The 22287-nt window shown below is 60.2% G+C and carries 18 protein-coding genes; 5 read left to right on the forward strand and 13 right to left on the reverse strand.

Annotation, left to right across the window (positions count from 1 at the left end; translation table 11 throughout):
* Window positions 1-34: 34 nt before the first annotated feature.
* Window positions 35-1462 (reverse strand): glycosyltransferase family 2 protein, encoded by a 1428-nt coding sequence (locus NW806_RS09130; protein ID WP_414410865.1) that lies wholly within the window; start codon window positions 1460-1462, stop codon window positions 35-37.
* Between the two features lie 180 nt (window positions 1463-1642).
* A complete protein-coding gene (locus NW806_RS09135; RefSeq protein ID WP_414410866.1) occupies window positions 1643-2104 on the reverse strand; it encodes a YlqD family protein in 462 nt (153 codons plus the stop codon).
* A 275-nt stretch (window positions 2105-2379) separates the two neighbouring features.
* Here NW806_RS09135 and hemC point away from each other — a divergent pair, with 275 nt between their 5' ends.
* Window positions 2380-3366 carry a hydroxymethylbilane synthase gene (hemC, locus tag NW806_RS09140; protein WP_414410867.1) on the forward strand — a complete coding sequence of 329 codons (987 nt, stop codon included), beginning with the start codon at window positions 2380-2382 and terminating at the stop codon, window positions 3364-3366.
* 101 nt (window positions 3367-3467) lie between these two features.
* Here the strand turns inward: hemC and NW806_RS09145 are convergent, their stop codons facing one another.
* The 5 genes from NW806_RS09145 to NW806_RS09165 all read right to left on the reverse strand — a co-directional run bounded on the left by NW806_RS09145 (window position 3468) and on the right by NW806_RS09165 (window position 9819).
* Window positions 3468-3728 (reverse strand): hypothetical protein, encoded by a 261-nt coding sequence (locus tag NW806_RS09145; RefSeq protein WP_414410868.1) that lies wholly within the window; start codon window positions 3726-3728, stop codon window positions 3468-3470.
* 569 nt (window positions 3729-4297) lie between these two features.
* Complete coding sequence (locus tag NW806_RS09150; RefSeq protein WP_414410869.1) at window positions 4298-5707, reverse strand: DUF2157 domain-containing protein; 1410 nt, start codon at window positions 5705-5707, stop codon at window positions 4298-4300.
* Between the two features lie 49 nt (window positions 5708-5756).
* Window positions 5757-6527, reverse strand: coding sequence for a phosphoribosylaminoimidazolesuccinocarboxamide synthase (gene purC, locus NW806_RS09155; protein ID WP_414410883.1), 771 nt, complete (start codon window positions 6525-6527; stop codon window positions 5757-5759).
* An 18-nt stretch (window positions 6528-6545) separates the two neighbouring features.
* On the reverse strand, window positions 6546-7952 hold the full coding sequence (locus tag NW806_RS09160; protein ID WP_414410870.1) for a sugar transferase: 1407 nt from the start codon (window positions 7950-7952) through the stop codon (window positions 6546-6548).
* 142 nt (window positions 7953-8094) lie between these two features.
* A complete protein-coding gene (locus NW806_RS09165) occupies window positions 8095-9819 on the reverse strand; it encodes an electron transfer flavoprotein (protein WP_414410871.1) in 1725 nt (574 codons plus the stop codon).
* 359 nt (window positions 9820-10178) lie between these two features.
* Here NW806_RS09165 and NW806_RS09170 point away from each other — a divergent pair, with 359 nt between their 5' ends.
* Both NW806_RS09170 and NW806_RS09175 read left to right on the forward strand, forming a co-directional pair.
* Entirely contained in the window at window positions 10179-11600 is a 1422-nt protein-coding gene (locus tag NW806_RS09170; RefSeq protein WP_414410872.1) for a DUF2079 domain-containing protein, read from the forward strand.
* 139 nt (window positions 11601-11739) lie between these two features.
* A complete protein-coding gene (locus NW806_RS09175) occupies window positions 11740-12231 on the forward strand; it encodes a bis(5'-nucleosyl)-tetraphosphatase (protein WP_414410873.1) in 492 nt (163 codons plus the stop codon).
* A 20-nt stretch (window positions 12232-12251) separates the two neighbouring features.
* Here the strand turns inward: NW806_RS09175 and NW806_RS09180 are convergent, their stop codons facing one another.
* The 4 genes from NW806_RS09180 to mrdA all read right to left on the reverse strand — a co-directional run bounded on the left by NW806_RS09180 (window position 12252) and on the right by mrdA (window position 17055).
* The gene (locus NW806_RS09180) at window positions 12252-13163 is read right to left on the reverse strand and encodes a hypothetical protein (RefSeq protein ID WP_414410874.1); all 912 of its coding nucleotides are present in this window, start codon (window positions 13161-13163) and stop codon (window positions 12252-12254) included.
* Window positions 13164-13331: 168 nt separating this feature from the next.
* Window positions 13332-14513, reverse strand: coding sequence for a pyridoxal phosphate-dependent aminotransferase (locus NW806_RS09185; RefSeq protein WP_414410875.1), 1182 nt, complete (start codon window positions 14511-14513; stop codon window positions 13332-13334).
* Between the two features lie 60 nt (window positions 14514-14573).
* Window positions 14574-14882, reverse strand: coding sequence for an HU family DNA-binding protein (locus NW806_RS09190; protein ID WP_414393879.1), 309 nt, complete (start codon window positions 14880-14882; stop codon window positions 14574-14576).
* Window positions 14883-15162: 280 nt separating this feature from the next.
* Window positions 15163-17055: a penicillin-binding protein 2 gene (gene mrdA, locus NW806_RS09195; RefSeq protein WP_414410876.1), complete on the reverse strand. Its 1893-nt coding sequence runs from the start codon at window positions 17053-17055 to the stop codon at window positions 15163-15165.
* Here mrdA and NW806_RS09200 point away from each other — a divergent pair.
* Window positions 17054-18397 (forward strand): lipopolysaccharide biosynthesis protein, encoded by a 1344-nt coding sequence (locus NW806_RS09200; RefSeq protein ID WP_414410877.1) that lies wholly within the window; start codon window positions 17054-17056, stop codon window positions 18395-18397. The genes mrdA and NW806_RS09200 overlap by 2 nt on opposite strands.
* 120 nt (window positions 18398-18517) lie before the next feature.
* Window positions 18518-19810 carry a serpin family protein gene (locus NW806_RS09205; protein ID WP_414410878.1) on the forward strand — a complete coding sequence of 431 codons (1293 nt, stop codon included), beginning with the start codon at window positions 18518-18520 and terminating at the stop codon, window positions 19808-19810.
* A gap of 3 nt (window positions 19811-19813) precedes the next feature.
* Here NW806_RS09205 and NW806_RS09210 read toward each other — a convergent pair whose 3' ends face one another.
* Window positions 19814-21595 carry an NFACT family protein gene (locus NW806_RS09210; RefSeq protein WP_414410879.1) on the reverse strand — a complete coding sequence of 594 codons (1782 nt, stop codon included), beginning with the start codon at window positions 21593-21595 and terminating at the stop codon, window positions 19814-19816.
* A gap of 82 nt (window positions 21596-21677) precedes the next feature.
* Complete coding sequence (locus tag NW806_RS09215; protein WP_414393870.1) at window positions 21678-22247, reverse strand: DUF3727 domain-containing protein; 570 nt, start codon at window positions 22245-22247, stop codon at window positions 21678-21680.
* Window positions 22248-22287 lie beyond the last annotated feature (40 nt).

A 22287-nucleotide genomic window follows, 5' to 3' on the forward strand; every position in this document is an offset into this window, starting at 1 on the left:
GGATACCAGGATGGCAGGGAAAAACAGAGCAGGTTCAGTGGCCATAGTGAACGGTCTTCACCCACCTCAGCCGTTTGGGTTGCACACACATCCGAGCCGTGGTGACAATCATAACCGGCAGCCAGTGGAGCATGTAGAGCAACCCCAGGACCGTACGCCACCACAGTTGCCGCCCGCGTAGCCCCTCCACCTGGCGCAGGCCGCGATAGAAGGCCAGGGTCAGGGATCCCATAACTAGAGCGTTCAGGGGAAGCAGCACTGAGGAGTGGCCCGTCAACAGCACCCAGAGGGTATCGGGAACCAAAGCCATGGGCAGCAGATACTGGGAGATAAAGAAAGCCCAGAGATCAACGGTCTTGGCCACGCCTAGGCGACCGCTGAGGATCCCTGGCCAATAGTCAAGGTAACGCTGGTAACCCCCTTCTGCCCAACGACAACGCTGGTACCAAAGGCTTTTCCAAGAGGTAACCCCCTCTTCGACAATAGCGGGCTCGGTGAGGAAGGCAATATCCACCCCTGCCAGGTGGAGCTTCAAGGTGAGGTCCAGGTCGTCGGTGAGGGTGCTTTCGTTCCAGCCGCCGCACTTTTCCAGAACATCTCGCCGTACCAACTGGCCGTTGCCCCGCAGTTCGCCAATACCCCCGATGAGTACCCGCTGCTGTTGCAAGTAGGCATCGGAGGCCATCTCTGCCACCTGGCCCAGCGTCCAGAAGTTGACGTCGGGGTTGCTCAGGGCTTTGCGCACCTGTACAGCACCTACTGCCCGCCGACCAGGACGAGGAGGCTGAGCAAATAAAGGCAGGGTGCGAACCAGTAGATCCGAGGGCACAATGGCGTCGGCATCACAGACAAGGATAATCTCTCCCTGGGTCAGGGGAAGGACCTCGTTAAGGGCACCAGACTTTCCGCCCCCTCGCCCTGGGGGCCGCCGGTAAACTCGGAGGTGCGGCAGCCATTTTTGGGCCTCCTGCAGGATGTCTGGGGTGGCATCGCTGCTGGCGTCATCAATGGCCCAGAGCTCTAGATGGCTGCGAGGGTAGTCCAGCTGGCTAAGGCTGTGCAGCAGCCGCGGTAGCACAGCGCTCTCGTTTTTGGCCGGGATCAGCACCGTTACCCGCGGCAGAGGCGGCTCCTGCAAGGCCAAAGCCTCTGAGGGAAGGTTGGGAGATCCCTTGTCAACCTCGTCTCCAACTGGGGTTTCCAGGGAGTGAAGCCGTAAGGGAGGCGGCGGCTCTGCCGGCTGTAGGCGAAACAGGCGGTTGACGTGGATAACCATGAAGGTAGCTAGGCCAACAGTAAGCCAACGGGCCACGGCTACCTGATGCATCAGGCTCACTACCCCCCACACCATCGCCAAAACTAGCAGAGCTTTAAGCCGGCGGCGCTGGGCTGAGGTAAGCAGCCACTCGGGGAGATCCAGATCCTCAAGGGGAACCGCCTCTGACCAGACAAACTCAGACATGGGGAGCATCTTGTCGGTAACAGCTTTGCCCAAATCAACCGGCTTGCCTAAACCTAGGCCTGGCGGCTGTTCAGAGGTCGTTAATAGTCACCACCGGGTTGTCACCGAGTTGGGCTGAAAACCTAAGCTCCTGGGCTGCCACCCCTGCAGCAAGGGATCCCTCCTGCCCCAATGGGGAGCTCATGGGTTGCCACGAATTTCCTTGATGACCCCATCTTCAAGCAGGATCTCCACCTGCATTTTCTGAATCAGATTGTCTCCCTTTTGCACGTAGAAGAAGCTCTCCACGCTGCCCTGCAGCACCTCCCGGTTCAGTTCCAGGTCGCTCAGTTGGTTGAGCTGCTGGAGCAACTGGTTTTTCTGATCCAGGAGCCTAACCTTTTGCTCGTTCACGCGGCTTTTCACTGCTTCCACCTGCTGGAGCACCTGAGGGCTATTGGGGTTAGGGCTTTGCTTTTCGATTTCGGCAATGGCCCGCTTACCCTGAAACTCCAGTTGCTGTATCTGAGCATCGGTGGCTTCAATCTGCCGCTCCAATTGCTCCCGCATTTCTTTCTTCCAGAGGGGGGTGACCACCACCTTAACAGGGATGGTGCGCTTGAGCAGTAACTGAGTGCCGTTGCCGACGTTGTTTTCTTCCATAAGACCGATACCAGGCAGACAATCGAGCAAACTGGGGCTGTAGAAATCTCCCCTCAAAACCCTGGACTTGGGGAAGGAAAGCTCAGCAGACTAAATCCTCTCCTGCTGAGCCGAAGGAAAACACACCTACTCTATCCTACTGGCTGGGATCCCTGCGGTAAAGTCTGGGCTGGGGCGAAATGGCAGCTTTGATTAAGGATCTTGAAGGTCGCTGCCCTGCGGCGGCGCGAAGTCAGTTAGCGTGAAAGACGGTGTTCTCGGATTTTGCAGCAGCCATGAGCGAACTGGCCTCAACTCCCTTGCGGCCCTCGGCAGGGGCTGCCCAGCCAGTGCGGATCGCCTCCCGCAAAAGCGAGCTGGCTTTGGCCCAGACCTACTGGGTAATGGGACAGTTGCAGGCCCACCATCCAGGATTGCCGCTGGAGCTGCACACGCTTTCCACCCAGGGAGACATCATCCTAGATGTGGCGCTGGCCAAAATTGGAGACAAGGGCTTGTTTACCAAGGAGTTGGAGGTCAGTCTGCTCAACGGCAGTAGCGATCTGGCAGTGCACAGCCTCAAGGATTTGCCCACCCGTTTGCCAGAGGGCCTGGTACTAGGAGCGATTACGCAGAGGGAGGATCCTTTGGACGCGCTGGTGCTGCGGGAGGAGCTGCGTGGCTACCAACTCGCCACCCTGCCCGAAGGGACGGTGATTGGCACTTCGTCGCTACGGCGACTGGCCCAACTGCGCCACGCCTTTCCCCACTTGCAGTTTAAGGACGTGCGGGGCAACCTTAACACGCGCTTGGCCAAGCTGGATCGGGGGGAGTACGACGGCCTGATTTTGGCGGTGGCCGGCCTAAAGCGGCTGGGCAAAACCGACCGGATCCACGAGGTGCTGGATCCCAGTGTGTCTCTGTACGCCGTTGGCCAGGGATCCCTCGGCATCGAGTGCCGGCAGGGGGACGAGCGGATTCTGGAGCTCATCCGACCCTTGGCTGATGCGGAGGCGACAGCCCGCTGTTTGGCCGAGCGAGCTTTCCTGCGGGCTTTGGAAGGAGGGTGTCAAGTGCCCATCGGCGTCCACAGCCAAGTCCAAGGGGAGGCGTTGCACCTAACCGGTATGGTGGCCGACCTGGATGGCCGACGGCTCATCCGCGATACTCAGACGGGATCCACCGCCGATCCGGAAGCGGTTGGGGTGGCCCTGGCGGAGAAGCTGAAGCAGCAGGGAGCCGACGAGATCTTGCAGGAGATCTTTGCCCGGGCTCGCTGCTAAATTCTCTTGGCTAGCTCTCGGGAAACTGGCCAAGGGAAAGAAAAACGGCAGGGAGAGTTTTAGATCCCCCCCTCTGCCGTTACTGCTGCCAAGGACTTGCCTCAGATAGGGAACTCACATTCACAGCAGCAGTAGTTGAGCTCCACCTTAGCTTCCAAGACAGCCGTGTCGTCTTGAACCACCAACGTAACCTTGTTGTTGGCAACTTCAGCGGGCGAGAGCGTTAGGGTTTTGGTAAAAGTCTGACCTGTCGAACTAACAGGTGAAGCGTATAGGAACCCCGATTGAGTTAGAGTGCCGCCGTTATACACGTAGTACTTGTCGTTGCCCGCATCCGGAGAACTGTTGCTGCTAGCCGGCAAATTGTTGCGGTAGGCAAACGTCAGAGTACCTCCCAGCCGGCAGCCTGCTTTACAAGGAGGATTCCATTGAAAAGTGTGAGCAAAGACTTTATTTGGGTTTGGTTCTGACCAGTTGGTAGTTCCATAAGGACCCTGGAGATTGCTCCAAATGGTGGCTGGAATCTCTGGCTGCAAAGGAACAGCGGGGCTGGGTGGCGGAGCCTGCAGCCTCACCGACTGCAACCTCATGGGCCGAGGGCAGGGGAGCGTGGGCAACGGTCTTGGAGAGGGGAGAATGGGGATCTGGCGGAACAGCTCATCGATGGCCTCAGTTTCGGGAACAGGGGAGGGCGCGGGTCGCCCCCAAAACAGATCTCTACCAGAGGCAATCGAGGAAGGGCCATAGCTCCAGAAACCAAAAGAGACTAGAGCCAGTATACCTAGGCCCAGGCCTGTTTTTTTCATTGACGTTCTCCAAGAAACTTTCTACCAATAAAGACTTTTCAGAGAAGAGTAAGTTCCCTAAGTGTCGCGATTTTTGTAAACTTCTATTGACTCTTGAGCTCTTGAGAAAGCCAAAGGAAAGATTCCTAGGCATTGAAGATACGTCTCTCAAACTTCAGCCCAAGCCAGATCACGCCGATCCCACAGACCACCAGCACCGCCGATTTGGTCATCAGGTTGGTCTGGTACTCGAAAAAGCGGGTCAGCACCACCAAGGTCAGGCCCAATAGCCCCTGCCAGAAGCGGCTCCGCCGCCCCTGCTGCAGCCCTTCCCAGCAGAGCACTGCCGACAATCCCACGAGCAAAAGGGTCACGATCCAGGGAGCAAAGAAGGCCAAGGCTACCTTTGCGGTCAGGTTCAAAGGCAGGGCGCTGCGGATCCCCAGCAAAAGCGCCAAGGCAACCAGCGAGAACAGAACGGCAGCATCCTTCAGCCAAGCAGAAACGGGCTGGGAACTCTTTGCCTGCCAGCCCTGCCACCAGCTCCAACCGGCTAGCAATAGCAATCCTGCTGCCGACAGGCCCGCCCAGGGATCCACAGTTTGGACTAAGGGTACAGGTTTGAGATCCCAGTCCCAAAGCTCACGAAAGCTCCAGAGGTAGAGGAGAAAGCCCAACCCCAGGAAGGCCAGCCCCTCCGCCGTCGAGTCCAAATCCAAGCCTTGCTCCTGCTCGCCCTCCTGGCCATCTTCTCCGGTCAAGATCTGGCCTAGCCACTGCCCACGGCGTTGGTGCCAAAAGCCCAGCCCCCAGACGACAGCAAGACCAAGCAGCAGCCAGAGGGTCAAGCTTTCTGCAGACCTGTCCCAGCGCCCTGCCAACCTTTCTAGCGCCAGGCCGAAATTCACCAATGCCAAAGCCAAGATCCAACGGGAGCGGCACCCATAGGCAAGGGGCAGCAATAGGCCAAGGGCCAGCCAGGGGTAGAGAGGATCCAGAGCCGAGCCGATCCCCTCCTCCCACAGGGTAGTTATCCCAGCCAGGGCGAATAAGAGACAGGCCAAGATGCCGCTGGGGGTGTGGACCAAGCTGTAGGCCATGGCCAGGCTGCCCAGCCCCCAGGCCAAGAACAAGCCCGCCGGGGATCCCCCGATTTGAACCCACTGGGCCGTCAGGCCAATGGCAGCCCCCAAAGACAGCTCGCCGGCAATCAACAAGGCGCTGCCCAAGCGTGGGGAGCCCTGCTGCCTAAGCCGAAAGCCGGCCCCCTGCAGCCCCAGCGTGAGAGCCAGGGATCCCAAGGCTCTGACCCAGCGGGGAATGGCGTCCCAGTTGGCGGCCACGAAGGAGATCGCCCCCAAGCCCACTAGCACGGCGCCAAACAGCAGCAGCAACAGGGTAAAGCGGCTGCCGGCTGTTCGCGGCAAGCTCTCTAGCTGGTAGTACTCCCGCAGGCGATCCCGTTGGGCAGGTTCGATCAACCCCTGCTCCACCCAGGTGTTCAGCAGGTCGGCCAGTTGACGGCGGAAGCGGTCGTCGGGGCGGGGAGAAGTCACAGGGGATCCCGTCAAGGTGCCGGGTGTAGCAGGGTATGTCGCCAGTATTCTAGCCCCCACCCCCAACCCCTTTCCCAAAGGGAGAGGGGAGATTGGGATCCGTAGCCTGGAGCACCCGCTGCAGCACCTCTTGGTAGCCGGCTGCCGGATCGCCGAGATCAAAGCGAAAGAGGTCTTTATCCAGCACTCGTGGCTCAGCTCCCTCCAGATCCCACAGGCGGCAGGTGTCGGGGCTAATTTCGTCCGCTAGCCAGATCTGCCCTTCCTCGTCCAAGCCAAACTCCAACTTAAAGTCCACCAGCTCCAGCCGGCAGCGCCTCCAGAAGTCGCGAAGGTGAGTGTTGACTGCCAAAGCCAGGGATCCCAACACCTCCACTTGCTCTGGCGTGGCCAGGCGCAACAGGCGGATGTGGTCGGGAGTCACCAGGGGATCCCCCAGGGCGTCGTTTTTGTAGTAAAACTCCACCAGCGGCGGCTGGATAGGAAGCCCCTGCTCCAGGCCCAGGCGCTTGCAGAGGCTGCCGGCAGCACGGTTGCGCACCACCACTTCTAAGGGCAGGATCCGCAGGGCGCGCACCTGCATCTCATGAGGGCCGGTCTGGGCCAGAAAGTGGTTGCGGATGCCCTGCTGCGCCAGGTAGGCAAACACCCGGCTAGAGACGGTGCAGTTGACCTCCCCCTTGCCGGCGATAGATCCCCGCTTTTGGGCATTAAAAGCCGTGGCGTCGTCTTTGTACTGGCAGAGGTAAACCTGGGGATCGGCGGTGCGGTAGACCCGTTTGGCTTTGCCCTCGTAGAGGAGCTCTTGGGGCGTGGGCAAGGAGGACATGAGCAACCCCTAATATCCGTTCAACCGTCCGCGGATCCCTTGCCAGAGGGTGATGGCCAGGATGCGCAGATCCAGCCACAGAGACCAGTTTTGCACGTAGTAGAGATCATACTGGGTGCGGCGGGCAATGCTGGTGTCTCCCCGCAGGCCGTGGATCTGGGCCCAGCCGGTAAGGCCGCTTTTCACCAAGTGCCGATCTGGATACTTGGGGATCTCCTGGCTAAACTGCTCCACGAAGTAGGGCCGCTCGGGGCGAGGGCCCACCAGGCTCATTTCCCCCTTCAAAACGTTCCAAAGCTGGGGAAGCTCGTCCAGATTGGTGCGGCGCAAAAAGGCTCCTATCTTGGTTCGACGCGGATCCCCAGGGCGCGTCCAGCCCGGTTGCCCAGGCTCCTCCGCATCTACCCGCATGGTGCGGAACTTGGCAATCCAAAAGCGCCGCCCATCCAAGCTTACCCGCTCCTGCCAATACAGGATGGGGCCAGGGCTGCTGCAGGCCACCAGCAGAGCGATGACCAGGAAGAGCGGGCTAAGCAACACCAGACCCAGGGAGGCCCCTAGGATATCTACAGCGCGCTTGAGGAAACGGTTGTGGGCATAGCGCAGAGGGGGCTGCCGCAGCGTCAGCAGCGGGATCCCATCCAGAGAGTGAAACTGGAGGTTAACGGTTAAGAAGCTGAGAAAATCTGGCACCAGGCGCACTTGAACGGAGAGGGCTTGCAAGCTCAGCAAGAGGGGCGCAGAGGCCAACTGGGGCTGCCCAAACCACACCTCCTGGATCTCAGGGTGAGCCTGTACATAGGCCACCAGATGAGCGGGCTCAAGCCGCTCCAGCTTCTGCAGAGGCCCCGGCTCTGGCGCCGAGGGATCCCCAGCCACGGCCCAAGCCTTGATCTCGAACCCCAAGGCCGGACAGCGCTCTAGCCGCTCCAGCACCTCGGCCAAAAGCAGTCCGGATCCCACCCAGATGACCCGTCGCCTCCCCTGACCGCGGGCGTATAGCCAGCCCATGCCCAGCCGCAGCGCTGCCCGCATTACTGTCAAGCCGAGCAGAGCCAGCAGGCCAGCATAGCCCACCACCAAGCGTGAGAGCGAGACGGAGCGCACGAAGAAGGCCCCTGCCAGCACCAGGCCGAAGGTCACCCCCAGCCCCAGCAGCAAGCTGGCCCATTCTTCAAAGCGAGATAGGCGCTTTGATTCGCCGTATCCTCCCAAACCGGCCTGAACGCCCCAGTAGCTGAGAACGGTCAGCAACCCCAAGCCAGCGTAAACATCCCACGGCAAAAGCTGGTGAGGGCCTAGGCTGCGCAGCCAGTAAGCTGCCCCGAAGGCCAGCCAAATACAGAGCCCATCCCCAAAACAGGCCAAGGGCACCCACAGGTGGTGCGGATCTAGGCTCAGGGTGTAGCTACCCAAAAAGGGCCCCGTCCTCCTCCAAGAGGACTGCCTCTGGCTAAAGGGATTGGCCAAGAACTGTCTCCTCTAGAGTCCAGACTGGGATTCTAGTGGTTGGCCGTCCCAACTGGCCAGAGAGCTGCCCTAGCCAACCTAGAGGACACTACAGCCCGTAGAAATCGGGGCCGGATCCCTCGTAGCTGGGGTTAACCCGCAAGTTGAGATAGGGGCAGACAATCTCGCAGGTGCGGCACTGGATGCAGTTTTCCAAAGCCATGGCGTGGGAGCGGAGGCCGTTGCGTTCCCGGATGTGGTGGACTTCTGCCGGGCAATCGGCCACGCAGGGGGTAGGGCGGTTAAGTTTGTCGTAGGTGGCAATGCACTGGCGGCAGGTGTCGGCGCTAAACTCGAGGATATGGCGGTTGCCTTCGGGGTAGCGGGGATCCGCAAAAAAGACGGCCTCGGATCGCGAGAAATAGCCCGCTCGAGTGGTCAATGTTTCGGGATCCACAACGCTGGGGGCCACAAAGTCCGCCTGGATGGCGGCATGGGGGGCCACATATCCCCGTGGGGGCGGCTCGCTGGCGCTGACCTGTCCCGTCAGCAGGGTATAGGCACGCAGGAGTTCCCTGCCGCGACGCACGGGATCCTGCAGGCCCCAGCGCAGGGATCCCAGCCAAGGGTGGCCGGCATCCACGCTGCGGCAGATCTGGGGCAGGTACGCTTCCAGCAGATGGGGGTTTTCCAAAAAGGCTTCCCGGAAGTAGCGGCTACGGTAGAGATCTTGGCCAACGGAGCTCTCCATCACCGCCTTTTGGTAGGCCTCTTGGATCCGCAGATCTCCTTTCAAGAAGCCGTCGTGAATGAGGCCCGCTGCTAGGTAACCGGTCTCCATGGCGTTGTTGATCCCGGCCAGGCTGCCCACATCCAGCACCCCCAGGGCATCGCCCAAGAGCAAGGCCCCTTCGACGCCAAAGCGGGTGGGCAAGCTGTAGTAGCCCCCTTCGGGAATGACAGCCGCCCCGTACTTGAGCAACTTGCCGCCAGCAATCAGGGACTGGATCCAGGGGTGGGCTTTGAACTCCTGCAGGCGCTGCTGCGGGTTGAGGTTGGGATTTTTGCTGTCGAGGCCAATGATGAGGCCCAGAGCCAGGCGGTTATCTTTGAGACCATAGACAAAGCCGCCGCCAAAGCTGCCATCCAAAACGGGGTAGCCCAGGGTATGCCACACCTGCCCCTGCAGTGAGCCAGGGATCTGCCACAGCTCCTTGACCCCCACTGACCACAGTTGCGGGCGGGGGCGCAGGTGAAATCTTTCGATCAGGTCCTTAGAGATAAACCCCTTGTCGCCAAAACAAGTGAGCTCGGCAAAGACACAGTCTTCATAAACCTGGCCGGAGTCGCTCACCCGCACCCCAATGACTCGCTCCCCCTCATAGAGGATCTCATGGGCGGCAAAGCCAGGGAATACGTCCAGGGTGACGTTGGGGATCCCTTTGGCCTTTTCCTGGAGGGTTTCGGCCAGCCAGCGAATGACATGGCTGAGGGTGAGGATGAGCTGCCCCTGTTTGCGCAACCCCTTTGGGATCACTGCCTCTGGCAAGTCCCAGCGTTCCTGGGATCCCAATATGCTCAGGTGGCTCACCTCCACCCGCCCCTCGTGGGGAAATCCTTGGCTCTCAAAATCTGGGAAAAGCTTGGCAATCACCTGGGGGTTGCAGATAGCGCCACTGACAATGTGCCCACCAAATTGCCGGGCTTTTTCCAAAATGGCAATGGAGATTTTAAGCCCAGAGAGCTTGGCTAGATCCAGAAGGCGATGGGCCAGGATTAGGTTCGAGCAGCTCCCCCCCACCAAAAGCAGGTCGTAGCGGATGGCTTCACCCATGCAGAATTCCCACCCAGCGGCTTTGGATACCCTGCCTGTATCCTAAAGAGAGGCGGTGGAAAGAAAGCAAAACTTTAGACCTTCTCAAGCTTCTGCGCTGCCTCCACAGCCGAGACAATGGCCAACTCTCCTTCTCATCGGTGGACGGTCGCGGTGCCTCTTCTAGCAAGACTGTCGGGGTTTTTGCCTCAGACTTCGGGCCAAGCTGTCTGCACTGCCGTCTGGGTTCAAGCAATCCCTAGCTTTTGCGATGGCAATACGGCTTCGGTGGGTAGAACCGACAGTTCGTTGGCAGCAACTGGATCTGCTCCGGTGGGATCCCCCAGTCTTGGCGAGTGTTGAAGGATCGTCCTCTGCCTATGTCTATGTTGGCAATGCTGCTCTGCGCTTTCTTGGCTCTTTTGGGCTGCAGCGTTGTGCGGCATCACTTATTTCAGTCGGGCGGCTATGACCTTGGAATTTTTGACCAATCAATTTATCTAATTAGCCGTGGAGAAGTTCCTTTTTCCACCATCCGAGGGATCCACATCCTCGGGGATCATGCGGCCTTCATCCTATATCCCATCAGTTTCTTGTACCGCATTGTCCCCTCGGTTTATTGGCTGTTCGGCATCCAATCTCTGGCGCTAACTTTGGGAGCGCTGGCCGTTTACCATCTTGCGCTCCAGGCCGAGGTTGATCCTGGAAAGGCAAAGACCATTGCCGCCGCCTATCTTCTCTACCCGGCTATCTTTAACGCCAACCTTTTTGATTTTCACCCAGAGGTGTTGGCCGTTCCCCTTTTTTTGGCAGCTATACTCTGCATTCGCTCTGGCAAGCTGTGGGGGTTCTTGCTGTGCCTGAGCGGTATCCTTGGCTGCAAGGCAGTGTTGTCTCTCAATGTTGTTGCCCTGGGAGTTTGGCTACTGCGTTTCGAAAGCAGGCGAATCCAGAAGCGCTGGCAACAGCGCTGCCAGGTGGCCGGCTGGGTGGCCATAGCGTTAGGTTCAGCCTGGTTTGGCATAGCCACTTTTTGGGTTATCCCTCACTTCAGCGGCAGCGAGCCAGCGGCCATCTCCCACTATAGCTATTTGGGCAGCTCTGTTTCTGAGATCATCCAAAACTTGGTGCTCAAGCCAACATTAGTCTTGGGCAAATTCTTCTCTCTCGATACCCTATTCTATGGATTTTTGTTGATTATCCCCGTGGCCTGGGGGCTTTCTTGGCGCCACTGGGATCCCTGGATCCCTGCTCTGCCAACTTTGGGGCTGAACATTCTCTCCAGCAATCCTGCCTATCGGGATCTGGTGCACCAGTATGCGCTGCCTGTTGTCCCCTTCTTATTTCTGGCTATTATTGAAAGGATGAAAACGCCTTGCTTTCAAGCTCGTTTTGCCAAGAAAGCGGCCCTGACCTGGTCGCTGCTGGCTTTTCTGGCTCTGGGCAAATACACTTTTTTCGGATCCATCTATCTCCAGTCTCTCGACACTTGGCAGGCCACTCGAGAGGCCCTTGCCCAGATCGCCACTCAAGGGGGCGTTCTCACCACCCATGAGATCTGCCCCCACCTCACCCACCGGCGGGTTATTTACTTTACCGACGAAAGCCGCTTTAAGGGATCCCCCCCTGACCAGTGGGATTTTTTTGATTATGTGCTACTGAACAGCCGCCATCCAGGATGGCGCAGCAGCCTAGAGTTCTCCCATGCTCTGATCCGAGCCTTACAAAAAGAAACCTCGTTTCGACTGCTCTACCATCGCGATGGGGTGTACCTGTTCTCCAGGCTACGGGAAAAACCTTAGGCTTAGCCTGCTATAGTCAAAAGCTCAGCCCAGAATCCCGAACCCCACCAACAGCAGTTCCGGAGATGAGCTGCTGGCATCCTCCCTCTCTGCTGAGGCCTAGGATTTGGGGGGCAGGAAAGCTAGAATCTCTAAAAACATGGCCTACTTTTCCATGCTGACGGACGCTGCCTACGGCGTGATCCCAGTGCTTCCCCTCCCACCTGCCCAGGGATCCCATCTCTATCTGCTCATTCAGCACCAAAAGGGGCACTGGGCCTTCCCCAAAGGACACAAAGATGAGGGTGAGAGCGAGCTGGCGGCAGCCCAGCGGGAGCTGCGCGAGGAAACCGGCCTGACCGAGTATCACTTTCTAGTGTTGCCGGGCCAGTCCGAGCCTCTATCGCTGCAGGAGGTTTACACCTTCACCGATTCCGCCGGGAATGCCGTAGCCAAGACCGTTACCTACTACGTCGCTCTCCTGCCAACCCAGTTCCCTCCCCCTGAGCTACAGGTTCAACCAGAGGAGGTGGCTGCCTACCGCTGGTGCTCCTATGCCGAAGCTTTGGAACAAATGACCTTTGAAGAAAGCCGCCAGCTTCTACGCCGCTGCCAAGCTTATCTAGAAGAGCTGTGGGGAGGCCAAAGGTGATTGCAACTCAACGGCCCAAGCTACTGCTCGACAATCGTGACGTTAAAGCCCTGATTTTTCAAGGTCTCGGCATGGTAGCGGGCATATTCTAGTTGTGCAAAGGCTGCTACCTGTACAAACTTTTGGCCGTTCACCTCTTTAACAAAGGCGTCACGGGCAATGCGGCGAGCCTGCGCCAAGCTCTCCTCCCCAGAGTAGGTGGTCAGCACCAAGAAAGTGCCCTCGCCGCGGTTTGGCCCCAGCGAGTCGGGATCGCTGCCGGTCAAAGGTACCGCCCGGGGCAGCTTGTCTTGGGAGGGACGCTCCAGGCTAGCTGCCAATTTCTCCACCCATGTCTCCTGGCTGGGAGGAGTTTGCAGGCTATCCAGCGGGTTGGGGACATTTTCAAGAGGCTCAACTTGCAGTTCCTCCACCGAAGGAGTGGTCAACCCCAGCGCTAACTCAGGGGGAGTCACCCCACCTGAATACGACTCTTCCCCCACCTCGGGAATCAGGGGTAGCTGGGCCAAGTCCACCAAAGCAAGTTTCTTTTCAGCTTTGGGCAGCGACAGCTCCTCTGGCCAGAGTAGCCAGCGCACCCCAAAGCCAATCCCCACCCAAGAGAGCACCCAAACCAGCAAAGCCGCCAGGGGCGAAACTCCTCTAGAAGGGCGGGGCACTTCTTCTTCCTCTAAATCTTCCACCACCTCTTGGATCAGCACAGGCAAAGGACGGTGGGTGGGAAGGCTGCTAGCGGACTGGCTCCCCCGCAGCCGTGAGATGGACTCCCGGCGCTGTAAACGCGGCCAGAGACGGAAATGTTTCCCTTCTTTGGGCGGATCCAGATGCAGACGGCTAGGAGCTTCCGAAAGCGTTCGTTGGGGCGTCAGCTGCGTTTTCTGAGGCGGCGGCAGGGGCTGAGTAGGATCTGAGTGAAGTGGAGAAAAGTCCATAGATAACCTACCCTCCCTCGCTTAGGAACCAGTATGCAAAGCCAACCTCACACTCTAGCCGTTGACAGCTTGACGGCAGGACTGGGGCAAGGGACAGAGACAACGCCATTAATACCATGCCACAGAGCTGAGGCCGGCCTCTAGAGCTTGGCCCCAAAGAAGCCCCTATCAGTCAATGGGTGCTATAGGAGAGAGATTTTCCAGGATCTCCCAACAGGCCGAGAGCAGGCGCTCTTGCTCCGGCAGAGTTCTTAGGCCAATACGCAGATAGCGATCCCCCAGCTCTGGGAAGCTTAGGCAATCCCGCACTAGGATGCGGTACTGCCGCAGCAGCTGTTCTTGAAGCTGCGTGGCGGAGAGGGGGCAGCGCACCAGCACAAAATTGGCTTGGCTGGGCCAGGGATCCCAACCGGGCAGCGCCTGCAGACCTCTGAGCAGATGCTCGCGGGCCCTGGGCAACCACATCAAGGTGCGCTGGCGAAAGTCCGCGTCAGCCAAAGCCGCTGCCGCCGCCACTGCCGCCAAGCCATTGACGCTCCAGGGATCCCGCCACTGCCGCCAGCGTCGCCAGCGCTCCGGATGGCCCACTGCAAACCCAATGCGCAACCCGGGTAAAGTAAAAAACTTGGTCAGCGAGCGAATGACAAGGGTGTTAGGGTGGGCCTCAAGGTAGGGGATCAAGGTTTGGCTGCGGGGCAAAGGGGCCACTGACCCGCTGGGGCAAGCAGCTGCAGCGCAGAGATCAATTGGATCTTGCGGCGCGTCTCCCGGGAGAAAGTCCATAAAAGCCTCATCCACCACCACCTGCTCAAAGTGGGGTAGAAGAGGCAGAATGGCCTCCCGCGGGATCAGCTGGCCCGTCGGGTTGTGGGGATTGTTTAGCCAGAGCACCCGGCCTCTCTTGTTGCCAGGGATCCCTTCTGGCAGCAAAGCGGCAGTGGGCGATCCCGGACAAGACCACCAATCCAGCGGCTTGATCACGGCACCTGCTGCCCGCAGTGCCCGCTCATAGTCGCCAAAGGCAGGACGGGGCAGCCATACCTCTAGCCCCTGCGCCTCCCGAGCAGCCCAGGTCAGCAATTCCGCCGCCCCGTTGCCGACAAAAATCCACTCCGGGTCGACTGACCAGCGCTGCGCCAAGCAAGCACGTAGCTCTCGATAGTCGGGATCCGGGTAGCAGCTGATGGCAACTGGGTCCGGGGCCGCCAGCGCTCGAACTAGGGCTTGCACAACCGACTGCGGCGGGCCCAGGGGGTTGAGGCTAGCGGAAAAATCCACGATGGCCTCAACCGGGCAACCAGCAATCGCTGCTGCCCAAGCTCGGTGGCCACCATGTCGAGGCCGTTGCACGTCAATCCCCTTAGGACTCCCTCCCGCCTATGCGAACGGGACTTAGCCTAACCCAGCGGTTCAAGACCTGTGGCCAGCTGCCACCGCATCGCGAAAAGCTTTGCCGGCGGTGAAAGTGGGGACAACGCTGGCGGGAATCACCATCTTCTCGTTGGTTTTCGGGTTGCGGCCTTCCCGTTCTTTGCGCTTGCGGGCCTCAAAGGAACCAAAGCCCACCAGGGTGACCTTTCCTTTGGGTTCTCCGTTTTCGTCACGGGAGGCAACTTCTTCCACGATGATCTCCAAGGCTGCCGTCAAGACAGCCTCAGCCTCTTTTTTGGTTACGTTAGCGCGATGAGCGACGGCTTCCACAAGCTCTGCCTTGTTCATCCTGGTCTCCTCAATGAGCGGCTCAGAGAAGTTGTGGCTGTAGGAGCAGGGCTAGCCTTGTGCCAGGGCACAGCCGCTGCCGACGATAGGATTGTAGCCATTTGGCTCCAAATCACTGACCTATTTTACAGCCAACTTAGGCTAGAAGCCGGCTAGAGAAGGAGCTTAGGGACTCCCTCGTGCTAACCCAATCGAGGAGCAGAGCAGAATTTTTTGACCACAAAGGTAGCACTGAGATCATGCTAATGCTCTTCTAGCAAAGGGTGGAGCTGGGGTATCACTAGTTGCTTTGGAAGTAAGCCCGCATCACCTCGCGGAAGATCGGGGCTGCCCGGGATCCACCCCCGCCGCCACTGTTTTCTAGAAAAACCACGACCACCAACTCAGGCCAATCGTAGGGAGCGTAGCCGACAAACCAGGCGTGGGAGCGCCGCGGCGGATCCTCAGCGGTGCCAGTTTTGCCTGCTACGGGAGGAAAGCCTGGGCCCAGGTTGGCGTTGCCGCCGGTGCCGTAAACTACCACATCCCGCAACCCCTGCTGCAGGATCTGCAAGGTGGCAGGGGAGAGGCCCACCTTCTGTCGCAGGGGCACAGGGCTTTCCGGGATCACCTGCTGGGAGAGCAAGGGACGAACCCGCCAGCCACCGTTGGCTACCGCTGCCGTCACCACTGCCATCTGCAGCGGCGTGGCGGTAATAAATCCCTGGCCGATGGCCATGTTGACCGTATCGCCCACGTACCAGGGCTCGCGCCAGTGGCGCTGCTTCCACTCAGCATCCGGCACCAGACCCGCGGCTTCCCCTTTGAGGCCAATCCCAGTAGGCTGGCCTAACCCAAAGCGGCGCGACCATTCTTGCAAGGGGGCGGCCTTGGTGCCTAGAGCAATTTGGTAGAAAAAGGTGTCGCTGCTGTAGGCTATCGCCTGACGGTAGTTCAGCCGCCCAAAGCCGGCGCGGTTCCATTCCCAGAAGCGCCACCCGCCTACGCTAATGTAGGGAGCCGTCTGCAGCACCGTATCCGGAGGGGAGACCCCCGACTCAATCCCGGCGGCAGTGGTGATGATTTTGTAGGTGCTAGCAGGGGGATAGGGCCGCAGGGCGCGGTTGAGGAAGGGAAAATCCTGCTTTTGCAGGCTCTCCCACTGCGCTTGGGTGATGCGGCCAGAAAAGAGGTTGGGATCAAAGGTGGGATAGCTGGCCATAGCCAGGATCGAGCCGTCGCGGGGATCCATGGCGACCACTGCTCCTTTCTGCTGGCCCAGGGCTCGCTCTGCCGCCTGCTGCAGTCGCACGTCCAGCGTCAGCTGCAAGGTTTTGCCCGGCTGAGGAGGCTGTTCGCCTAGCACCCGCAGCACTTCTCCCACGGCGTCCACCTCCACCTGGCGCCCACCCCACTGGCCGCGCAGATGGCTCTCAAACAGTTCCTCCACCCCCATCAGGCCGACAATGTCCCCCAGGCGATAGCTGGGATCGGCTCGCAGCTGCTCCGGGGGGATCTCGCCAGTGTAGCCCAGCAGGTGGGCAGCCAAGCTGCCGTGGGGGTAGAAGCGTACCGTCTCCGCCTCCACCATCACTCCTGGCAGTTCCCGGCTTCTCTCCTCCAGCCGAGTTACCACCTCGGGGCTGGCGTTGCGCAGGATGCGCACAGGGAATGGGGAGCGATAACCTGCTTGCTCCAGTTTTTGAGCAATTTCTTTGGGGTCCAGGTTTAGGTACTGAGCCAGCTTGGGGATCGTCTCCTGCCAACCCTGCCGCGACTGCACCAACGGCCAGAGAAAGACCGAGTAGGACAGTTGACTACCGGCCAGCAACACGCCGTTGCGATCGACAATGCGTCCCCGCTCTGGCGGCTGGGGCAACAGGCGAATGCGGTTGGTGTCGGCCAACTGGCGGTAGTACTGGGCACGCACCAGTTGCAGGTAGGCCAGTCGCGATCCCAGTCCTCCCCACAGCAACCCGCTAGCCAGCAAGAGCAAGGCAAGGGCTCGATAGCCTTGGCCTACTGTTTTGGCCGGGGGGGATCCCAGGCAAGGGGGGCTAGGGGACGGCGGTGGGGGAAGGACTCGCCGCGGTACGGCCGGCTTGGAGTGGGGGGAAAACAAGGCTTGAGGCTTCCGCTCCCCTAAGGCGCTGGAGCTGGGCGGGGCAGGAGCAACAGGGTAAAGTTTGGCCATGAAAAACTGCCGGAAAAAGAATGGGAGCCAGCTAGGCGGACAGCCTCAGCATCTACTCAGTATCTCTAGCCTTGGCAGGCCTCGTCCAGGAAAAGCAAGGCACCGACTGCGCCAGGCAGCCTGGCTGATGCTGGGCAATGGGCTGCGCTTAGGGTTGTCTGGAGCCTATTTCGTCCTGTTGGCGCGGCTGTTGGGCCCAGAAGCATTTGGGGTGTTCTCCGCCATCTTGGCCTGCAGCAATCTAGCTGCCCCCTTTGGCTATTGGGGCCAGTCAGAGCTGCTGATCCAGCGCCTAAGCGGCCGAGGAGCCGCAGCATCTGCCCAGGAGATCGCTCCCAGCTTGTGGCTGGTCGGACTGGGCTGCGGTGGGATAGTGCTGCTGTTAACACCTCTGCTGAGCCTTTGGCTAGCCGGGATCTCCCCCCTTGAGGTGGGCATCCTGCTGGGGAGCGACCTGCTGTTTATTGCCCTCCCCGAAGTGTACAGGGGGATCCTCATTGGGCAAGAGCAAGTTGCCGGGGTAGCCTTCATCGACACCGGCATGGCCCTAGGACGGGTTAGCGCCGTGCTGCTGGCGATGGTTTTGGGCTGGGGATCCCTGACCCAATGGGCTATCCTCTACGGGCTAATGGTGTTGGCAGTGCTGGGGGCAATGAGCTGGAGGATGCGGCGGTGGTGCGCTCCTTCTCTTGCGGCTCTGGACTGGCAAGAGGTAGGGCCACGGCTGAGAGCAGGTTGGGACTTTGCCGTAGGGCTGGCTGCGGCAAAAACCTTCGCCGACCTAGACAAGCTGCTTTTGCCTCGCCTGGCCTCGAGCGCAACAGGGGGGCTCTACAGCGCCGCCTACCGGGTCATCAACTTCTCGCAAACGCCGATGATTGCGCTGCTCACTAGCCACTTTGCCGAGCTGTGCCGCCAGGGTCAGCAGGGCCTGCCGCAGGGCTGCCGCTACGCCCGCCAGCTTTTCCCCTGGGTGGTCGGCTATGGCAGCTTGGCTACTCTGGGGGTGGCCCTAGGATCCTACGGGATTCCTTGGCTGCTGGGATCCGCCTACCAAGAGACAGCTCTCATCCTGCGCTGGCTTAGTCCCGTCATTTTGCTAGAAGGGCTTCACCTGCTGCTGTCTCATCTGCTCACTGGCGCTGGCCTGCAAAAGCTGCGAAGCCGCCGACAACTGGCAGCTCTAGTCCTGAATGGAGCTTTGAACGGGATCTGGATCTCGGCGTGGGGGTGGCGGGGTGCAGCCCTGGCCACCTTGCTCTCGGAAGTGACCTTGGTGCTGGCTCTGCTGCTGCTAATCCGACAGGAATTGGGCCGCACCGCTGTCGCGAACGAGGACTAGAGGAAAGCCTTGGCCAGTTTGGCCGGGATCTCCTCAAGCGCAGCCACAACGGCCAGTTTGGGCAAGAGCCCTCCACCCCTAGCCCGATACCATAGCCTCAGAGTCGTTCCCCAGCCAAGAATGAGCAGATTCTCGGCAAGCCAGATCCCGCTTTTGGTTCTGTTTGGCCTGTTGCTCTTGGGCCTTTGGCCCACGCACGGGATGGGATCCCAGGAAACCCCTCTGCGGCTCCCGTTCCAGCCGACCGTGACCTACGGGGAAGGGTATGGAGAAGAGGCGGTGGCCCAGCAAGCCCAAAGTCGCTTTGCGCTAAAACTCTTCGATCACTTGCTCCGGCAGCAGCCGCGAGAGAACCTTTTTTTCTCCCCCTTGAGCATTCGCCTAGCCTTGAGCCTGCTGTACAACGGCGCTGCTGGAGAGACCCAAGCGGCAATGGCCAAGGTCCTGGAGGCCCAGGAACTCTCCCTCAATGAGTTGAACTGGACCACTGCTCAGATGGTGCGCTGGCTGGCGGAAAGGTCGCAAACAGCAGGGCCAATCCAGGTGCAAATGGCCAACGGCCTTTGGGTCGATACCACCCTCACCTTGCGGCCTCCCTTTTTGCAAGCCCTGGCCACCTATTACCAAGCAGTGGCCAATCGGGTGGAGCTGGGATCCCCTCAAACGGTGCAGGCCATCAACCGTTGGGTAGCCGAGCGCACCCAGGGCAAGATTGACCGCCTCGTGGATCGCCTCAGCCGTGAAGACAGGATGGTTTTGCTCAACGCCATCTATTTCAGGGGAAAGTGGACCCAGCCCTTCGATCCGGCCCTGACAGAGCCCCAGCCCTTCACCCGCCCGGATGGCAGCCGTGTCCAAGTGCCGATGATGGCCCAATCCGGCCGCTACGGCTACCGGGAGACCAAGCAGCTCCAGGTGGTGCGCCTGCCCTATGGGGAAGGGGAGCTGGCCCTGCTGATCCTGCTGCCGAAACCGGGAGTAAGCTTAGAAGCCCTGCGGCAGGAGCTCAGCCCAGAAACGTGGCAAGAATGGACGGGATCCCTGCCCACCCGCCCCGGCTCGGTGCGGATCCCCAAGCTTAAGCTGGCCTACGAGACCGATCTGGGGCCGGCTTTGCAGCAGTTGGGCCTGGGGATCGCCTTTTCCCGTCGGGCCGATTTCAGCCAGATGACCCCAGAGCCGACGCAGGTCAGCAGAGTCTTGCACAAGGCGGCCCTCGAAGTCAACGAAGAGGGATCCGAGGCGGCAGCCGCCACTGGCGTGCTTGTCTCGCGCACCGCTCTGGACCGGCAAGAACCCTTCCAATTCGTAGCGGATCGCCCCTTCTGGTTGGCCATTGTGGCCTCGGGATCCGGCGGCAACCCGGCGGCTCAAACGCTGCTGTTTATGGGATCCGTAGTAGACCCGAAGTAGAGGCTACAACAGGGCTGGGAGACTCTCCACAAGCAACTGAGCGCGGCCGGGGCGCCCCCACAGCACCTGCTCGTGCTTGTAGACCACCATTCCAGGGGGAGATCCCTTGGGCTTAAAGACGCATTTGGGGCGGGTATAGACCACGGGCACCTGCTCGCTGAAGCGGCCGCGGCTAAAATAGGCCGCCAAGTCGGCAGCCGCTTGGAGATCTTCGCTTTCGGCCACCGCCCCTGGAGGTAGGCGCAACAGCACATGGCTGCCCGGGATCTCCTGGGCATGGAACCACCAGTCCTGGTCTTGGGCGACGCGAAAGGTCAGCCGCTCATTTTGCCAGTTGTTGCGCCCCACCCAGATAGAAAAGCCACTGGGGCTAGTGAAGCGATAGGGGTTGAAGCTGGCTGAGGAGGCCCGCCTAGATCCCTCTAGCCGGCTGGGGCTTTCTAGGTAGCCTTGCTGAATCAGCTCCGCCTCAATTTCCTGGAGGACGGCCAAGTCCTGGGGCTCGCGGTAGGCTTCTAGCTGCTGCAGGGACGCTTCCACCTGCTCTAGGTAGCGGATCTCTTGCGCTACAGCTTCTAGCAAAGGTCGGACGGCCTCCTGGGCTCGCTTTTGTTTGCGGTGCTTGCGGTAGTAGGCCTGGGCGTTGAGAACAGCGTTTTTCTCCGGATCCAGGAGGATCTTGACCCTCTGGCCGCTGGCAAAATCCGGCAGCTCAATCGAGCTCAGCCCTGGCCGCCAGAGGTGGAGATGGGCCATGAGGAGATCGGCAGCCTGCTTGGAGGCTTCGGCCTGGGCCGAGTCGGCCAACATCTTCTCAAAGTGCTCGCGCCGCTGGCGGAGTTTTTTCAGCAGGGCAGCTAGCTTTTGCCCCAGACGCTGCCGCTCCCGCTCAAAGCGTTCGCGGTTGAGCTGGGCTTGGTAGTAGGTTTCAAGGAGCTGGTGCAAGTTGGGCTGAACGGGATCCCCGCTGGAGCCCCCCCAGCCGAGAACAGTGTACCCCTGGGGGGTGAGTGCCGGCTCAAACCGGCCTGTTTCCAGCCGAGCCAGCCAGTCCTGCCACCAAAAAAACAGGGCCTGCCACTCCTGGGGCGAGAGTTGGCTGCTGGGGGTTTGGGGTGGGATCCCGGCCTGCAGGCACATCGCCTCTGCCAAATGCCGGCTGAGGCCACGGTAGCCGCGCAGCAGCCGTTGACTGATGGGGCCAGGGATCAAGGCAAGGCGCTCCTGCCACTGGGAGAAGGGCTCGGCTTGGTGCGGGATGGGATCGCTGAGGGCAGGGGGAGCTTCGTAAAGTAGACCCGGCTGCACGGGGCGGACCCGCGACTGCCGCTCGCTGACCCCGTGGCCACAGGCCAAGATCACGCCCCCCTCGTCCACCAGGATGGCATTGCTGTACTTGCCCATGACTTCGAGATAAAGGTGGCGTTGAGGGGGATCCCCAGGGCGAGGACCAAAGCGAAAGTCAATCACCCGCTCCCACTCGTCCAGCAGCGCCAGCTCTGTCAAGGCCAAGCCCCGCAGGTGCCGCTGCAGCTGTTGGCCAAATGGGAAGTCCTCTGCCTCCTTAGGGGGAGCCTGACAGAGGTGAACTCGGGCCGCCTGGGGATGCCAAGACAGGAGCAAGCAAGGCCGGGCCGTGAGGGTGCGTAGGCCAATCACCACTGTCCAGAGATCCGTCTGCTGGATCCACTCCACGCGGGCAGGCAGCAAGGGATCCCCGCCGGCCTCAGCCCGTTTGAGATCCGCCAGCACCGCCCGGAGGGTGGTCAGGTCAACCGGTTGCATCCCTGCTGCTCCTTAGGGCGAGCTAAAGTCTAGGCGCCCTGCCACCGCCAGCGGCTCAAAGCCGCAGGGAGAGAGGCGTCACCTACTCCTCATCCTCGCCCGCCTCGTCTAGATCCAAGAGCAGCGCACTAAGCTGATTGAAAAGAGCAGGAGAGTCCTCTGGATCCAGCAGGTAGGGATCCCCCTCGTCGGGCAGGGCGACGTAAATGAGCGGCGGCTCAAGGGGGGTAAAAACGCCGTACTTTTTGTCCTGGTGGAAGAAAGTAGCCAACAGTTGGAACTCCTGGGCTTCCTCCTCGCTTTCGCCCAGCTCAAACACATCTTCCTCTTCCACGGGGGGCAGCTCTCCCTGCACCGTCAGGATGTCAAAGCCGTTTTGCTGCAGGGTCAGGTTCAACTCCCCCAAAACCGCTTGGAGGGTGGGGAGAGCCGCCTGGAGCTCCTCGGGATCCGGCTCATCCAGGATCCCTTCCATCTCTGCATCTCCATTCTGCCCGGGCTCCTCCTCCCACACCAGCACTTTGATGACGGCATCCAGGGGGGTGGCCAAGGCATAGACCTGATCCTCAATGACCACCCGTCTTAGCACCTCGCACTTGAGAGGCTGGTTTTGCTCGTCGCGGAGCTCCAGGGTTTCGCAAGACTTAGCCATGGAAAACAGCCCAGATTGACATCCTCCCCACCCTCCTGGC

The organism is Synechococcus sp. W65.1 (assembly GCF_047461615.1).
Classification (GTDB): Bacteria; Cyanobacteriota; Cyanobacteriia; order Thermostichales; family Thermostichaceae; genus Thermostichus.

What these genes read in the sequence shown, in the direction of transcription:
- NW806_RS09200 (WP_414410877.1), top strand. Translation starts at nt 17,054, where the DNA reads ATGAAAAACTGCCGGAAAAAGAATGGGAGCCAGCTAGGCGGACAGCCT.
- mrdA (WP_414410876.1), bottom strand. Translation starts at nt 17,055, where the DNA reads ATGGCCAAACTTTACCCTGTTGCTCCTGCCCCGCCCAGCTCCAGCGCC.
- NW806_RS09175 (WP_414410873.1), top strand. Translation starts at nt 11,740, where the DNA reads ATGGCCTACTTTTCCATGCTGACGGACGCTGCCTACGGCGTGATCCCA.
- NW806_RS09205 (WP_414410878.1), top strand. Translation starts at nt 18,518, where the DNA reads ATGAGCAGATTCTCGGCAAGCCAGATCCCGCTTTTGGTTCTGTTTGGC.
- NW806_RS09180 (WP_414410874.1), bottom strand. Translation starts at nt 13,163, where the DNA reads ATGGACTTTTCTCCACTTCACTCAGATCCTACTCAGCCCCTGCCGCCG.
- NW806_RS09210 (WP_414410879.1), bottom strand. Translation starts at nt 21,595, where the DNA reads ATGCAACCGGTTGACCTGACCACCCTCCGGGCGGTGCTGGCGGATCTC.
- NW806_RS09135 (WP_414410866.1), bottom strand. Translation starts at nt 2,104, where the DNA reads ATGGAAGAAAACAACGTCGGCAACGGCACTCAGTTACTGCTCAAGCGC.
- hemC (WP_414410867.1), top strand. Translation starts at nt 2,380, where the DNA reads ATGAGCGAACTGGCCTCAACTCCCTTGCGGCCCTCGGCAGGGGCTGCC.
- NW806_RS09215 (WP_414393870.1), bottom strand. Translation starts at nt 22,247, where the DNA reads ATGGCTAAGTCTTGCGAAACCCTGGAGCTCCGCGACGAGCAAAACCAG.
- NW806_RS09190 (WP_414393879.1), bottom strand. Translation starts at nt 14,882, where the DNA reads ATGAACAAGGCAGAGCTTGTGGAAGCCGTCGCTCATCGCGCTAACGTA.
- NW806_RS09165 (WP_414410871.1), bottom strand. Translation starts at nt 9,819, where the DNA reads ATGGGTGAAGCCATCCGCTACGACCTGCTTTTGGTGGGGGGGAGCTGC.
- NW806_RS09170 (WP_414410872.1), top strand. Translation starts at nt 10,179, where the DNA reads ATGTCTATGTTGGCAATGCTGCTCTGCGCTTTCTTGGCTCTTTTGGGC.
- NW806_RS09130 (WP_414410865.1), bottom strand. Translation starts at nt 1,462, where the DNA reads ATGTCTGAGTTTGTCTGGTCAGAGGCGGTTCCCCTTGAGGATCTGGAT.